This window comes from Pseudomonas sp. JV414, from assembly GCF_032424305.1.
GTDB classification, from domain to species: Bacteria; Pseudomonadota; Gammaproteobacteria; order Pseudomonadales; family Pseudomonadaceae; genus Aquipseudomonas; species Aquipseudomonas lini.
The window spans coordinates 126,182-141,404 of record NZ_VYKC01000021.1 but is presented as its reverse complement, the minus strand read 5'-3'; the positions used below and the strand labels follow the sequence as shown (position 1 = coordinate 141,404).

Annotated in this window: 14 protein-coding genes; 7 read left to right on the top strand and 7 right to left on the bottom strand. The window is 60.2% G+C overall.

Features of this window, described 5'->3' with window-relative positions; translation table 11 throughout:
* Positions 1-85 precede the first annotated feature (85 nt).
* Entirely contained in the window at positions 86-1,000 is a 915-nt protein-coding gene (locus F6R97_RS22645) for a LysR family transcriptional regulator (protein ID WP_048393916.1), read from the bottom strand.
* A 106-nt stretch (positions 1,001-1,106) separates the two neighbouring features.
* Here F6R97_RS22645 and F6R97_RS22640 point away from each other — a divergent pair, with 106 nt between their 5' ends.
* The 3 genes from F6R97_RS22640 (at position 1,107) to F6R97_RS22630 (ending at position 4,244) form a co-directional block, all read left to right on the top strand.
* Positions 1,107-1,706, top strand: coding sequence for a short chain dehydrogenase (locus F6R97_RS22640; protein WP_038979242.1), 600 nt, complete (start codon positions 1,107-1,109; stop codon positions 1,704-1,706).
* A 163-nt stretch (positions 1,707-1,869) separates the two neighbouring features.
* Complete coding sequence (locus F6R97_RS22635) at positions 1,870-2,535, top strand: COG3650 family protein (protein WP_038979241.1); 666 nt, start codon at positions 1,870-1,872, stop codon at positions 2,533-2,535.
* A gap of 95 nt (positions 2,536-2,630) precedes the next feature.
* Positions 2,631-4,244: an NAD(P)/FAD-dependent oxidoreductase gene (locus tag F6R97_RS22630; RefSeq protein ID WP_048393910.1), complete on the top strand. Its 1,614-nt coding sequence runs from the start codon at positions 2,631-2,633 to the stop codon at positions 4,242-4,244.
* A 143-nt stretch (positions 4,245-4,387) separates the two neighbouring features.
* On the opposite strand, the gene F6R97_RS22625 is transcribed toward F6R97_RS22630, so the two are convergent.
* The gene (locus tag F6R97_RS22625; protein ID WP_315867194.1) at positions 4,388-5,485 is read right to left on the bottom strand and encodes a PLP-dependent cysteine synthase family protein; all 1,098 of its coding nucleotides are present in this window, start codon (positions 5,483-5,485) and stop codon (positions 4,388-4,390) included.
* Positions 5,486-5,733: 248 nt separating this feature from the next.
* Between F6R97_RS22625 and nhaA the strand changes: the two genes are divergently transcribed.
* From nhaA to F6R97_RS22610, 3 genes are all read left to right on the top strand, one after another.
* Positions 5,734-6,942: a Na+/H+ antiporter NhaA gene (gene nhaA, locus F6R97_RS22620; RefSeq protein WP_048393905.1), complete on the top strand. Its 1,209-nt coding sequence runs from the start codon at positions 5,734-5,736 to the stop codon at positions 6,940-6,942.
* Between the two features lie 100 nt (positions 6,943-7,042).
* On the top strand, positions 7,043-8,224 hold the full coding sequence (locus F6R97_RS22615) for an S-type pyocin domain-containing protein (protein ID WP_315867127.1): 1,182 nt from the start codon (positions 7,043-7,045) through the stop codon (positions 8,222-8,224).
* Positions 8,221-8,457, top strand: coding sequence for a hypothetical protein (locus tag F6R97_RS22610; protein WP_038979236.1), 237 nt, complete (start codon positions 8,221-8,223; stop codon positions 8,455-8,457). The genes F6R97_RS22615 and F6R97_RS22610 overlap by 4 nt, the downstream gene beginning before the upstream one ends.
* A 79-nt stretch (positions 8,458-8,536) precedes the next feature.
* On the opposite strand, the gene F6R97_RS22605 is transcribed toward F6R97_RS22610, so the two are convergent.
* Positions 8,537-9,001: a glycine zipper 2TM domain-containing protein gene (locus tag F6R97_RS22605; RefSeq protein ID WP_048393893.1), complete on the bottom strand. Its 465-nt coding sequence runs from the start codon at positions 8,999-9,001 to the stop codon at positions 8,537-8,539.
* A gap of 169 nt (positions 9,002-9,170) precedes the next feature.
* On the opposite strand from F6R97_RS22605, the gene F6R97_RS22600 reads away from it, so the two are divergent.
* Complete coding sequence (locus F6R97_RS22600; RefSeq protein ID WP_048393891.1) at positions 9,171-9,407, top strand: hypothetical protein; 237 nt, start codon at positions 9,171-9,173, stop codon at positions 9,405-9,407.
* 5 nt (positions 9,408-9,412) lie between these two features.
* Here the strand turns inward: F6R97_RS22600 and pdxH are convergent, their stop codons facing one another.
* The 4 genes from pdxH to F6R97_RS22580 all read right to left on the bottom strand — a co-directional run bounded on the left by pdxH (position 9,413) and on the right by F6R97_RS22580 (position 15,153).
* Complete coding sequence (pdxH, locus tag F6R97_RS22595; RefSeq protein WP_048393889.1) at positions 9,413-10,060, bottom strand: pyridoxamine 5'-phosphate oxidase; 648 nt, start codon at positions 10,058-10,060, stop codon at positions 9,413-9,415.
* Between the two features lie 24 nt (positions 10,061-10,084).
* Complete coding sequence (locus F6R97_RS22590) at positions 10,085-11,182, bottom strand: OmpA family protein (protein WP_038979233.1); 1,098 nt, start codon at positions 11,180-11,182, stop codon at positions 10,085-10,087.
* 112 nt (positions 11,183-11,294) lie between these two features.
* Positions 11,295-12,440, bottom strand: a complete 1,146-nt coding sequence (locus F6R97_RS22585; RefSeq protein ID WP_315867126.1) for a serine hydrolase domain-containing protein — start codon at positions 12,438-12,440, stop codon at positions 11,295-11,297.
* Between the two features lie 196 nt (positions 12,441-12,636).
* Positions 12,637-15,153, bottom strand: coding sequence for a beta-agarase (locus F6R97_RS22580; RefSeq protein ID WP_315867125.1), 2,517 nt, complete (start codon positions 15,151-15,153; stop codon positions 12,637-12,639).
* Positions 15,154-15,223 lie beyond the last annotated feature (70 nt).

Below are 15,223 nucleotides of genomic sequence, written 5' to 3'. Positions count from 1 at the left end.
CAGCTCCTACGCAGATCGTCATTAGTCGATCCAATTGCATCCATCGCCGTTACCGCTACAGCCGATCCAATTACACAAATTCCAGTCACCGTCGAAGCCGATCCAACGCCTCACCACTGCGCTTGAACCAACCCATCAAATAATCCGCCAGCACTTGGGTACGTTTCGGCAAACCACCTTGATACGGGTGCACCAGGTACATCGGCATGCTGCGAGTCTGATAATCGCGCAGGAGCCAGCGCAAACGCCCGTCAGCCAATTCCTCTTGCAGCAAGTACGACGGCAAACGCGCAATGCCCGCGCCGGTCAGTGCGGCTTTTTTCAGCAGGTTGTAATGGTTGCTGGCGAACGGCCCCGACACTCGCACCCGCAGTAACTCGTGCTGCTGGTGATAGAGCCATTCTTCGCGACCGCTGTAATGACTGTTGAGCAGGCAGCGGTGTTCAGCCAGCGCCTGAGGCGTCAGTGGTTCACCGAATCGCTCAAGGTACGCAGGGCTGGCGCAGGTCATCTCGTGCCAGGCCAGTAGCGGTCGGGCAACCAGGCGTTCGTCGTTGGCCACTTCCGAGCGGATCGCCAGGTCGAAACCGTCCCGGGACAGGTCACGGTAATTATTGTTGAGCTCCAGCTCGATCTGCACCTCGGGGTACTGCCGGGAAAACTCCAGCAGCGCGCCGTCAAAGAAGGTTTCCCCCAGTGAAACCGGAACCGTCATCCGCACCGGGCCGGCCATGTCGTCTTTCAACCGCGCCAAGGCCTGACGCGCTCGCTCGACTTGAACCACCAGCGCCTGGGCTTGCGGCAACAGCGCCGCGCCCGCCGCCGTCAGGCTCAAGCGGCGAGTGGTGCGTTGCAGCAACACCACGGAAAACCGCGTTTCCAGCAGGCTGATGCGCTTGGAGAGTTGCCCTTTGCTGCAACCCAATTGCTGGGCGGCCAGGGTGAAACTACCCGCCTCGATCAACACCGCGAACGCCGCCAGATCGTCCATTTCGCTCATCGGATTGTTTCCATTTGAAAACCAAAGGTTGCCTATTAGCCCGCTTATCAATGGAAAAAACCACTCTAAACTTATATTTAAATCCAACCCATTCAGGTACAGCACGATGAAAATTCTTTTGATTGGCGCCTCTGGCACCGTCGGTTCGGCGATTGACCATGAACTGTCCCAGCGCCACGAAATCATCCGTATCGGCCGTAAAAGCGGTGAGTTCCAGGTCGACATCAGTGACAGCGCCTCGATCCGCAAATTGTTCCAACAGACCGGCAACTTTGATGCCCTGATCTGCGCCGCTGGCAGCGTCAACTTCGTGCCGCTGGCGACCATGACCGAACAAGATTTCGAGCTCGGCTTGCGGGACAAGCTGATGGGCCAGGTCAACCTGCTGCTGATCGGCCGGGAATTCGCCAATGACGGTGCATCATTCACCTTCACCACCGGCATCCTCAGCCACGATCCGATTCGTACCGGCAGCTCAGCCTCCATGGTCAACGGCGCCCTGGACAGCTTCGTCCGTGCAGCGGCGATCGAACTGCCGCGCGGCCTGCGCATCAACTCGGTCAGCCCGAACGTGCTGGTCGAAGCCATGGGTAGCTACGCCCCGTACTTCCGTGGTTTCAAACCGGTGCCCGCCGCCGAAGTGGCGCTGGCCTACGCCAAAAGCGTAGAAGGCTTACAGACCGGCCAGACTTACCGCGTCGGCTAAACCGCCAGAATCAAAAGATCGCAGGCTTCGCCAGCTCCTACAAAAGGCTCGGCGTACCCCCTGTAGGAGCTGCCGCAGCCTGCGATCTTTTGATCTTGCTTTGCAGGGTTGTGATGAGCGGTCAGGCTAAGTAACGTGGCGACACTTGTCAGGAGACTCAAAGATGCGTGTTGCCCGTTCCTTAGTGCTTGTTGCCCTGCTTCCGCTGTTCGCCGCCTGCCAGTTGCTTGATGGGCCGCGCGAAAGTGCTTCCCATGTGGGCCAGACCCGCATGCAGGGCCAGTTGACGGCGGCCGACGGCAAGTTGCTGTTCCAGCCGTGCAATGAGCAGCGCAGTTATGTGGTCAATGACACCGGCGGCACCAGCGTCCTGCAAGAGGCCGCGACCCTGGCCGATGATCAGGGCAAGTTGTTTGCTGACGTGCGTGGCCGGATCGTTGCCAGTGGTGCCGATAGCCGGCTCGATCTGGGGCAGCTATACCGCGTCGAGCGTTCGGGCACGGCGTGCGACGATCCCAATTTCAAACAGCTGACTCTGCGCGCCGCCGGCCATGGCCCTGAATGGAACGTCAAAGTCAGCGGCAAAGGCATGGTCATCGACCGCGCCGGCCAGCCGCCCTTGGCCCTGCCGTACGTTGAAGAGCAACTGGGCGATGGCCGTTTCAACCTGAGCACCGAAGCCAACAATCAGCGCATCGAGCTCTGGGTCGCGCCGCAACGCTGCGTCGACAGCAGCACCGGCAGCGTGCAGCACATGAGCGCCGAACTGCGCATCGATGGCCAAGTGCAACGCGGCTGTGGGTATTTCGGCGGATCGCGTAACGACTGATCGTTTTTGCCTCACGGGAATCATCCTTTGAGGCTTATAATCGCGGGCTTCAAACGCCTTGGCGCAGTTGTGCGCCCCGCGAACCGGATCCCGTCATGTTACGAATCACCGAACTCAAGCTGCCGATCGACCATCCCGAAGAAGACCTGCGCCCTGCCATCGTGCAGCGCCTGGGCATCGCCAGTGATGACCTGCTCGATTTCACCTTGTTCAAGCGCAGCTACGATGCGCGCAAAAAGTCCTCCGAACTGTGCTTCATCTACACCATCGACCTCAACGTTCGCGATGAGGCGTCGGTGCTGCACACATTCGCCGATGACCGTAACGTCAGCGTGGCGCCGGATGTCAGCTACAAAGAGGTCGGCCAGGCGCCGGCCGACCTGAGCCAGCGCCCGATCGTGGTCGGGTTCGGCCCCTGCGGGATTTTCGCCGGGCTGCTGCTGGCGCAGATGGGCTTCAAGCCGATCATCCTCGAACGTGGCACCGAAGTGCGTCAGCGCACCAAGGACACTTGGGGCCTGTGGCGCAAAAGCGTGCTCAACCCCGAGTCCAACGTGCAATTCGGTGAAGGCGGCGCGGGGACGTTCTCCGACGGCAAGCTTTACAGCCAGATCAAAGACCCGAAATTCATCGGTCGCAAAGTCTTGCACGAGTTCGTCAAGGCCGGCGCGCCGGAAGAAATCCTCTACGTCAGCAAACCGCACATCGGTACGTTCCGTCTGACCGGTGTAGTGGAAAACATGCGTGAGCAGATTCGCGCCATGGGCGGCGAAGTGCGCTTCCAGCAGCGTGTCACCGATGTGTTGATCGAGGACGGCCAACTGGTCGGCGTCGAGCTCAATGGCGGTGAGCAGATCCATTCGAAACACGTGATTCTGGCCCTCGGCCACAGTGCCCGGGACACCTTCCGCATGCTTCACGGCCGTGGTGTGTTCATGGAAGCCAAGCCGTTCTCGGTGGGTTTCCGCATCGAGCACCCGCAATCGCTGATCGACCGCGCGCGCCTGGGCAAATACGCCGGGCACCCGAAACTCGGCGCTGCCGACTACAAACTGGTGCACCACGCCAGCAACGGTCGTTCGGTCTACAGCTTCTGCATGTGCCCGGGCGGCACCGTGGTGGCAGCGACCTCCGAGCCGAACCGCGTGGTCACCAACGGCATGAGCCAGTACTCGCGTAACGAGCGCAACGCCAACTCCGGGATCGTCGTCGGGATCACCCCGGAAGTCGATTATCCAGGTGGCCCACTGGCTGGCATCGAGTTGCAGGAACGCCTGGAATCCCACGCTTTTGTGTTGGGCGGCAGCAATTACGAAGCACCGGCGCAACTGGTTGGCGACTTCATTGCCGGCAAACCGTCGACCGAGTTGGGCAGCGTCGAACCGTCCTACAAGCCGGGTGTTGCCTTGGGCGATTTGGCCCTGGCTTTGCCGGCGTTCGCCATCGAAGCCATTCGCGAAGCCTTGCCGGCGTTCGAGAAGCAGATTCGTGGCTACTCGCTGCACGACGCCGTGTTGACCGGGATCGAGACGCGCACCTCGTCGCCACTGCGGATTACCCGTAACGAGTCGATGCAAAGCCTGAACGTGAAGGGCTTGTTCCCGGCGGGTGAAGGCGCGGGTTATGCGGGCGGGATTCTGTCAGCGGGTGTCGACGGGATTCGGATTGCCGAAGCAGTGGCCCGAGACATCCTCGGCCTCGAAGCCTGATACACAAATACCGAAACAACACATTACCTGTGGGAGCGGGCTTGCCCGCGATAGCGGTGGATCAGTCAACATCTTTGTTGAATTTGAATCCGCCATCGCGGGCAAGCCCGGCTCCCACAAGGGTCTTCAGCGTCTGAAACATCTCAGATATTGGCGCGCAACACGCTGGCCGGCAGCGGCTCGCCGCGCTCGACACTCGCCGCCACGGCATCCATCAAACCACTCAACTCATACCCCTGGGCCTTGAGCCAGGCCTGATCGTAATAGGTGGTGGCATAGCGCTCGCCGCCATCGCACAGAATCGCCACGATAGACCCCGACTCCCCTGCCGCCACCATCTGCTGGGCCGCCATCAAGGCGCCGATCAGGTTGGTCCCGCTCGATCCGCCAACCCGTCGCCCCAAACGCTGCGCCAGGTAATGCATGGCCGCCAGCGACAACGCGTCCGGCACTTTGACCATCGCATCGATCACCTTGGGCAGGAACGACGCTTCCACTCGCGGCCGGCCAATCCCTTCAATCCGTGACCCGCAATCCAGGCGCAGGCTGGCATCGCCGGTCTGGTAATAATCGAAGAACACCGAACGCTCGGCATCGGCGCACAGCACGCGGGTGCAGTGCTGGCGATAGCGCACGTAACGGCCGAGTGTTGCGGTGGTGCCGCCAGTGCCGGGGCTGGAAATCAGCCAGCTCGGTTCCGGGTGCTGCTCGAAGCGCATCTGCTGGAAGATCGATTCGGCGATGTTGTTGTTCGCCCGCCAGTCGGTGGCGCGTTCAGCGTAGGTGAACTGATCGATGAAGTGCCCGTCGTGTTCGCGAGCCAGGCGTTCGGACTCGGCGTAGATCTGGGTCGGATCGTCCACCAGATGACTCTGGCCACCGTAGAACGCGATTTGCGCGATCTTCTCTTTGGAGGTGGTCGCCGGCATCACCGCAATGAATGGCAAGCCCAGCATTCGAGCGAAGTACGCCTCGGAAATCGCCGTCGAACCGCTGGAGGCTTCGATCACCGGCGCACCGGGTTTGAGCCAGCCGTTACACAGGGCGTAGAGGAACAACGAGCGCGCCAGCCGATGTTTCAGGCTGCCGGTGGGATGACTCGACTCATCCTTGAAATACAACTCGATGCCCGGCAACCCCGGCAGCGGCAAGGGGATCAGGTGGGTATCGGCGCTGCGCTGGAAGTCGGCTTCGATGATCCGGATGGCTTCGCGGGCCCACTGTCGGTTGTCGCTCATGATGGTTTTCTCGTTGAATCAGGCAAAGAGTCGGCCTTGTCGCAAGGCTCAGCCCACAAGCTTAGGAAAGAACCTACATCATGCACAGATACAGCTGAGGTCCAATACGTCCGGCAACTGCTAGGCTCAGGCCTTTGCTGACCGTCCGCGTTGTAACGGCATATAACAAAAAAGAATATAACTTTTGTTTTAACAACTAACGGTACGGGTTAGGGTGTGCCACCTTTTGAATTCATCGATGGAGAGCGACCTTGCCTCTGCGTAGCACGTTCACGCGTTTCTTTCAGTTGGAAGCTGCCAGCGGTCTGTTATTGATCGCCGCGGCCGCTCTCGCCCTGATCATCAACAATTCATCGCTGTCGTGGCTCTATAGCGGGCTGCTGGACACCCCCGTGGTGGCTCAGATCGGCGCGCTGAAAATCGCCAAGCCGCTGCTGCTGTGGATCAACGACGGCCTGATGGCCCTGTTCTTCCTGTTGATCGGCCTGGAAGTGAAGCGCGAAGTCCTCGACGGCCAGCTGTCGAAACCATCGCAAATCGTGTTGCCCGGCGCGGCGGCGATTGGCGGCATGGTGGTGCCGGCGCTGATCTACTGGTTCCTCAACCGCGACAACCCGTCCGCCCTGAGTGGTTGGGCGATCCCAACGGCCACCGACATTGCCTTCGCCCTCGGCGTACTGGCCCTGCTGGGCAAACGCGTGCCGGTGTCGCTGAAACTGTTCCTGATGACCCTGGCGATCATCGACGACCTGGGCGCGATTATCATCATCGCGATCTTCTATTCCGGCGCGCTGTCGACCTTGTCCCTGGCACTGGCTGCGGCCTGCATCGCGGCCTTGATCGGGATGAATCGACTCGGCGTGGTCAAGCTCGGGCCGTACATGATCATCGGGCTGATCCTCTGGGTCTGCGTGCTCAAGAGCGGCGTACACGCCACGCTGGCCGGCGTGACCCTGGCCTTCTGCATTCCCCTGCGCACGAAAAACGCTGAGCCTTCGCCGCTGCTGACCCTGGAACATGCCCTGCATCCGTGGGTGGCCTACGGCATCCTGCCGCTGTTCGCCTTCGCCAACGCCGGCCTGTCACTGAGCGGCGTGACCGTCGAAAGCTTCACCCACGACGTGCCGATGGGCATCGCCGTCGGCCTGCTGCTGGGCAAGATGGTCGGCGTGTTCGGCCTGACCTGGCTGGCGGTGAAAATCGGCATCGCCGCCCTGCCCCAAGGCGCCAACTGGGGCCAGGTGCTGGGTGTGGCGATCCTCTGCGGCATCGGTTTCACCATGAGCCTGTTTGTCGGCTCCCTGGCCTTCGTGCCTGGCGCCAGCGAATACGCCGGGATGGATCGAATGGGGATTCTGACCGGTTCGATTCTGGCGGCATTGATCGGTTATGCGGTGACGGCGGCGGCGAGTCGCAAGAGCACTACACCTGTTTTCCTGAGCGAAAAAGAACACTCTTAACGACATTCAGGATTCGTCCTACAGCCACGATTAGCCACGTTCGTTAACGTCGCGCAGCCCCTCTTCCGGGGTTGCCGATGGACGAGCGAAAGGACAATCAGTGGCTGGCAACAAGGACATCCCGCGGGTTCAAAACCCACCCTCAGGCGACGGGCATCACGTCACCCACCGCTACATGACTGCCACTGAATTGGCCGAGCGGGACGCCAGGCAAAATGCCTACGACGCCATGTTCGCCAGGCAGCAGGCCTTCGAAGACAGCCTTCAGGTCGCGGCAGAAAAGGACGACGTTGTCCGCGCGGGATGCGTGTTCGCCAAGTCCTGCAAGCTGCCCGATGCAATCATCGACTATACGAATCCCTCCGGCGTTGTTCCGACAGACAGCCTGAAAGACTACGGCGAACTGGTTCTGCTCGGCGCTCGCGAGGCCGATGAAAGCGGTGACATCCCGCTGAAGAAAATCAGTGGCACTGCGATTCCGGTGGGTTTCGGCAGCTTCGCCTTGGCCGGCTCAGCGTTCGCCGCACTGCCCGCTGTCGCCGCCAGCACCGCTGCCGCCACGCTGACGGGGCTGGTTGCACTGGTCATCCCGTCGAGCCTCGGCGACAGCTCGCTCTATACCGAAGATCAACTGCGATCCCTCAAACAGGCGCGCACTCGCGTTCGCCTGCGAGTCGAGCAACAGACTGACGGCAGTCTCAAGGGATACGGTTTCTACACCGGCAAAAACCGTGACTGGGAAATGGTCGATGTCGTGCAATTCACCTTGCGTGGCAGTCAGCAGGTGGCTGATCTTGGGGATGGTGTTGAACTGATCTGGACACCGGCCGAGGACGGTTCAAACATCCTTGGTATCCCCGCGCTGGAAGCCGCACCGCAAGCACCGCACATCTGGGTTTATCCGCCGACGAAGGCGGCTGACAACATCATCGTGAATCCGGTGTACCCGCCTGAGTACAAGGATTTCATTCTGGTGTTTCCGGCGGATTCGGGGGTGGTGCCGGTTTATATTGTGGTGAGTATTGCGGACCACAAATATCATCCGGCGCCAAAGGGGCTTACCGCTTTTCCTGATGCCACACCGGCAAAACAGAAGACACGGGTCAAAGGTAGAGGCACCCGAATGCGCTGGAGAACTGCTGAAGGGCGAATTCTAGAATGGGATTATCAGCATGGAGCAGTAGAAATGTACGACAAACGAGGTCGCCATCTTGGTGAGTTTGATGCTGAAACAGGTAATCAAAATAAGCCGGCAGATCCGAAAAGAAGGATAGAACCGTGAACCACGTAATTTATGCTTTTGATAAAGAAACAGAAGCGCTGGTATTCGAAGTGCCCGTCCCCGCAGACAACATTGAACAGCTGAGGGAGATAATGAGTTGGACTGAAGCTGAAGAAGAAATCTATGGCTATGATCTTGATTCCCAGCAGATAACAAAACTGGAAACGTTAGTCGGTCGATCATTCTACGATCCACAATACGATTTTCAGCTCGGTTGCTATGCAAGCAATTAAACGCTCTGGTTCAACCCCACAGCCAAAAAGAAAACCCCGACCAGTCACCTGATCGGGGTTTTGTTTTACCCGTTCCCGCTTAGTGCGTAACGCGGCTAGTCCCATCAACAGTAGCAATCCGCACACGCTCACCAACACGGAACACTTCGTTTTCCTGAACCTGTTGTACGTAGGCGCGCATGCTGCCATCGTCTTCGCGCACGGTGATTTCAACACCTTGTGTACGGGTCAGGCCTTCTTCGGCAGCCGAGCCCATCAGGCCGCCGGCGACAGCGCCGATGACCGCTGCGACGATGCTGCCGCGACCGCCACCGATGGCGCTACCGCCGACACCACCCACGACTGCACCGGCGGCGCTGCCGATCGGGGTTTTAGTGCCTTCGATTTTCACCGGACGCAGGGCTTCGATGGTACCCATGCGAATCGTCTGCACGCGACGCGCTTCGTCACGGGAGTAGGAGTCACCGGTCAAGCTCGATTGGCAGCCAGTGAGCAACATCGCCATCGTGGAAAAGGAAGCAACCAGCAGAACAGACTTACGCATAGCATCAAACTCCATAGGACAGGTATCCATTAAACTCCGCAGCTTGACGCCTGTCACGACTTCACCCGGATAAAATTGGTTTCATTCAGGCCCGATACAGGCGCTTTTTCGAACTCAGCACACAGTAGCGTCAAATTACAAAATCTGCGCCGCTGACCCAAGGATTTTCATGGATTACTTCATCATTGTTGTCACGACCGTCGCCGGCTTGTACTTCCATTGGTGGTTGTACGTGCGGATCAAACGCTGGATGGACCGTGATCTGGCGTTGTCACTGGCGGGTAAAGACGATCAGAAAAGAGCCTTCATGCTTCAGCAACTGGCGAACGCTCAAGCGCAGAAGATCAAGCGGCGGGACCTGCCTCAGTGGCTGGAGGCCGCTGCGGCAGGGTATCCCGATCGGTAGATTGTTTACGGCGCCAGGCGTTCACGAACCCAGTCGGTGCCTTGCAAGCGGTAGTTGAGGCGATCGTGCAGACGGCTCGGACGGCCCTGCCAGAATTCGATGCGCTCGGGTAGCAAGCGATAACCGCCCCAGTGCTCGGGGCAGTGAGGCTGGGTGTCACTGAAACGTTGCTCGGTGTTCTTGAGCAACGCTTCCAGTTCGCCGCGATCGGCGATCACCCGGCTCTGGGGCGAGGCCCAGGCACCGAGACGGCTGCCCAGAGGACGAACCTGATAATAAGCGTCGGACTCTTCAGGCGTGACCTTCACCACCCGCCCTTCGATGCGCACTTGGCGCTCCAGGGCTGGCCAAAAGAACGTCATGGCCGCAAATGGATTGACTGCCAGTTGCTGACCCTTGTCGCTTTCGTAGTTGGTGAAGAAGGTGAAGCCCTGCTCGTCCAAACCTTTGAGCAGCAGGATGCGGCAATGCGGCCGACCGTCCTGATCGACGGTGGCCAGCGTCATGGCATTCGCCTCCACCGGTACCTGCTCGGTTTTCACCGCGTCGGCAAACCACTGATGGAACAGCGCGAACGGCTCGGCCGGAGCTTGCGCCTCGGTCAGGCCATCTCGGGTGTAGTCGCGACGCATATCTGCCAAGGGCCGGGTCATGGCGCATTCCTTTTGGTTAACGAATCACTTCTTTGTGTCATCGGCGACAGCGACTTTCTTGGTGTCGACAGCGGCTTTGGCGGGCGCAGTCTTTTTCACCACGGCTTTTTTGGCTGGAGCCTTGGCAGCCGCTTTCTTGGCCGGTGCCTTTTTCGTCGCCGGCACAGCCGCTTTCTTCGCAGCAGGCGCCGGGGTCACAGGCTTGGCCACTGGCTTGATGTCTTGCGCAGCGATCATAGTTTTCACCGGTGCAGGAGCCGGCATGTTGTACTTGCTCAGCAACGCGACCATGGTGTTTGCCGGCGTCACCAACAGCTCGACGCGACGGTTCAAGGCACGACCTTCGGAACTGTCGTTGGCGGCACGCGGAGCCTCACCACCCATGCCGCGCAGCATCAGGCGATCACGCTGCAGACCGCTGAGACGGAAGATCGCCGCCACCGACTGGGCGCGCTCCTGGCTCAGCTTCACATTGGCCGGTGCGGCGCCCGACGTATCACTGTGACCGAGTACCAGCACGGCGGTCTTTGGATCGACTTCGAGGATTTTCGCAACACGGGTGAACGGGCCGAGGGTTACCGGCAGCAGCATGGCCGGACGGTCAGGGTTGAACGAGCCTTCTACCGGTGCCGTGACGACCAGCACGTTTTCGCGGCGCTCAAGTTTCAGGTTGCTGTCCTTGATCGCTTCGCGCAGGCGCGGTTCGTAGTCGTCGAGCCAAGCCTGGGTGACTTTCGGATCGGGCATCGGCACGGCCTTGGCGGTGCTCTGCTCCTTACCGCCGAACGGCCACCACCAATTGCCACCGGCATCGGCTTCAGCCTTGGCCACAGCGGCCGGTTTGGCTTCAGATTTAACCTCAGGCTTCACTTCGGGCTTGGCGACCTTGGCGGCGCCATCATCGGAACCGAACGGCCAGTACCAAGGGGATGCACTGTCAGCCTTGGCGACAGGGGCTGTTGCAGCAGGTTTCAGCGGGGCCGGGGCCGGCTCTTTGGTCGCAACCTTGTCGGAAGAACCGAACGGCCACCAGCTGCCGCCGTCTGCGTCATTTTGTGGAGTTTGTGCGCAACCGGTGATAGCGAAGCACAGGGCCAGGGCGAGAGTTTTATTGGATGACATTGGATATCCACAAAATGAAGTAATGAAAAATCAGACCGGGTTAGCCCGGATAAACAGCGCTTTGAAACCACAAAGGCTTTCGGGTTCCGGCCCTGGCCCCCTTAAGCGTGATTTACAGACAAGTGGCCAGTACTCGCACAAGCTTTTGCGCTCGTGGATCCATCAAGACGTACGGCCCCAGGGTATTTGTCACAAAGCCGAAGGCCACATCGTATTCCGGGTCAGCAAAACCGGTGGAACCGCCGGCGCCCGGGTGACCGAACGCCCGTGGGCCGAGGCCATAGGTGGCGTTGGGTACGTCCGGTTGATCGAGCATGCAACCCAGGCCGAAGCGGGTCCGGGTCAATAAAGTCTTGTCTTCGCCGATGCTGTGTTCGCGGGTCAGCTCGTCGAGCATTTCGCTTTCCAGCAAGCTGCCGTCGAGCAGACCGGCGTAGAACCCGGCCAGGCTGCGGGCATTGCCATGACCATTGGCGGCCGGCTGCTGCATACGTCGCCATTCCAGTTTGTTGGTACTGGTCATTATAGACGGCGGGTTGGTGAAGGCCCGGGTGCTCATGGCCGTCGGTTCGCGCATGGTCACTTGCAGCAAGCGCTGGGCCGCGGCATCGCCGAGGTTGCCCTTGCCACGGGCGATGTGCGCCACGCGATGGAACTCTTTGTCGGCGAGGCCGACGTGGAAGTCCAGCCCCAAAGGCTTCGCGACCCGTGCCACGATGGATTCGCCCGGCCCACGACCGTCGGCGCGACGCAGCAACTCACCGACCAGCCAACCATAGGTGATCGCCGCATAACCGTGACCTTCACCCGGCGTCCACCATGGCGCTTCGGCGGCCAGGGCATCGACCATGGTCTGCCAGTCGTAAAGTGCTTCAGGGGCCAGCAACTCGCGCAGCGCAGGCAGGCCGGCTTGATGGCAGAGCAAGTGGCGCAGGGTCACGGTTTCTTTGCCGGCGGCAGCGAACTCGGGCCAGTAACGGGCGACCGGGGCATCCAGTTGCAGTTTGCCTTCGGCCACCAGTTGCAGCGCGGTCACGGCGGTGAAGGTCTTGGTGCAAGAAAACAGATTGGCAATGGTGTCGCTGTGCCAGGCTTCGGTACCGTCCTTGTCAGCGGTACCGCCCCAGAGGTCGAGAACGGTTTCCCCGCCAATGCGGATGCACAATGCCGCGCCACGCTCCTGAGGATCGTCGAAAAGTGCCGCAAACGCTTCGCGCACCGCTTCGAACTTAAGCTCGTAATGACCCTGAATCTGCACCCGCAACTCTCCCGGATAAACGCTCTACAAAGTGGCCCGCATTGTTCCAGCCCTTGAGGGTTTTGGGAACAGGGTCGGGCCGGGCGGTCAATTCAAGATCAAGATCAAAAGATCGCAGCCTGCGGCAGCTCCTACAGTGAGGTTGAGTACACCCTGTAGGAGCTGCCGAAGGCTGCGATCTTGGCGATCTCAGGGATTAATGGCCATTAGCGGAATGTCCGCCCGCATGGCCAGCGCCCTCCCCTGGGCCTTTGCCTGCCTCACCTTTCCTGCCGCCCTCGGCATCGTGACTAGCTTTTTCCGCCTCGGCCCTAGCCTTCTCGGCCTCTTTGCCAAGTTGATCGACGGTCAACAAGTTGCTTTTGCGCACACTGTCGACAAAGCCCTGAAACGGCAGATCAGTAATACCCACCAACCCGAAGTGACCGTTCTCGCCGTCCAGCAGGCGACCCGTCACCGGTTGATCTAGGTACTGGAACCAGTGCACCCCGACAATCGACGGTTCGCTCATCGCTTGTTTGAGGAAGTTGGCGTAGGCAGGGCCGCGGTCTTCTTCTTTCGCCAGTTCTGTTACGCCACCCCAGAACGGGCCGCGATCCTTTGATCCGAAATTGAATTCGGTGATCAGCACCGGCTTATCCAGGCTGCGCAGTCTGGCGAAGTCGTAACCGTCCTGGGGTTGCAGGGTGTACATATTGAAGCTCAACACGTCGCAGTATTGCGCGCAGGACTCGACGGCTTCAGGGGTGCTGACAGCAAAGCGGCCACCCAACAACAACTGGTTCGGCGCATGCCATTTGAGCGAGTCGGAAACGGTTTTGAAGTAGGTGTCGGCGAACACTTTCTGGAAGTATTTGAAGTCGGCTTCGATTTCCGGGTATTCGGCGCTCGGCTGCGGTGGCACGAAACCCGGGTCTTCCATCAATTCCCAGGCCGGCAAATCAATGCCCCAGGCTTTGGAAAGACCCGCCTGGTTGCGGTACTTGTCGCGCAGCTGTTTGAGGAAGGCACGTTTGGCCGGCACATCGGTGGTCATTTTCAAAGTGCCGTAGGCCAGCGCGTAACGGGCCTTCGGGTCATCGCCGGGACCGGCCCAGGCCAGTTCATTGTCGGCGAAGTAACCGATCAGCCACGGATCGTCTCGATGGTCGCGGGCGGCGATGGCCACGGCGCGTTCGGTGGCCATGGCGAAACGCGGATCGAACGGGTCAGGCATGCCGCCCCACCAATCGGTGCCGGTGCTGATGCTGGCGTAATCGCCGACGATCGACAGCGGCAAGGTGTACGGCACTCGGTCAGCGTTGCCAAACACCGGTGCGCTCCAGTTGCCGAGCGTATTGAAACCCCAGGCTTGCAGGCGATCGAGGGTATGACTGGCCCAGCGTTGTTCGTCGAAAACCACTTTGCAGGGTTCGGTGGTCGCTTGCTCGGCGGCTTTTTCGACTGACGCTTCAACGGCGCCGGTCTTGGCCGCGTCGGCAACCCCGGCCGCGGATTCGGTCGCCGCAGGAGGGGCTGATTGCTCGGCGATCTTATCAGCCGTCGCCTCGACCGCATCGGCCTTGGCCGCTTCGGCAACACCAGCCTTGGTGTCGCTGCCCGGTGCGCAAGGTTTGCCATACAGACGCTGCAGGTTGGCGCCATAGAAATCGTACCAGCGACCGGCGTTGTAGGCTCGGCCCTGATCAACGCCATTGCCGCCACGGTTGTCGCCTTCGCCATAATAGCTGGCAAGGGGCTCGTCGGGTTTGGGCAGGGATTCGAACATCCACTCGCGACCGGCGACGTAGGTCTGGTTGACGCTTGGGTTCACGCTGTTGACGCCGAGGGAATAGAACGGATGCCCTTCCGGCGTCACCAGATACCAGCGGCCGTCACGCTTTTCAGTGCGGAAAAAGCCGCTGGCCTTGAACGCCGGGCCTTTGGTCCAGCCGCCGAACTTGTCCAGGGACTGCTTCTCGCGCTCGGCCAGCCAGGTTTTCAATTGTTGCTGTTCTTTGGCCGCGGCGGATTTCAATTGCTCGTCGCTGTTGACCTTCTCCGGCCACTTGGCCCTGGTCGATTGGCCGTAGGCGTCTACCAGACCGCCATAAGCGGCCTTGGTGACAGCCTCGCCGTCCTGCACGCCGAAACGTTCGAGCAGGATGCTTTGGGCGACTTTCGGCTGATCCATCGACAAAGTCACTGACACCACTTGGCTGCGGTCCAGCTCACCGGCGCTGCTGGCCAGCAATACACGCTGGCCTTCAAAGTTGATCGGCATCGGCGGGCCGGCTTTCATCCCCTGTCTCAGCGGCGAACTGGCAACCAAAGGCACCAGCAGGGTTTGCGCAGGGCCGGCCGGCAGATCGACACGGCTGACCAGGGTCTTGCCATCATTGCTCTGGATTTTCACGTACAGGGTCACGGCCCAGTTCATCGCGCTCTGGATCCGCAGGCTCATGACACCCGACTGCGACCAGTCCCAGGCACCGATCTGCGGCGTCAGGCGCAAGGTCGGCTGAGCGACCGGATTGAAGGTCACGCGGCGCAGCACTTCACCTTCGGCCGTTTGCTCCGCGTTCGATTGCGGCAGGCTGGCGTCCTGGGTCGCCACCTGGACCACGTCGGCGGGACGCACAAAGTTGAACAACGTTTGCTGGCCGGCAGGGGCCGCCAGCAAAGGGGCTGCGAACATCAAGGCAAAAACAGCAGGCAACGAACGGCGAATCATAGGAACGTGGATCTCCCAAGCGACCATCAATGGGCCAGTGGAAAAGCGGTGGCAGTGAGGTAGACAACGC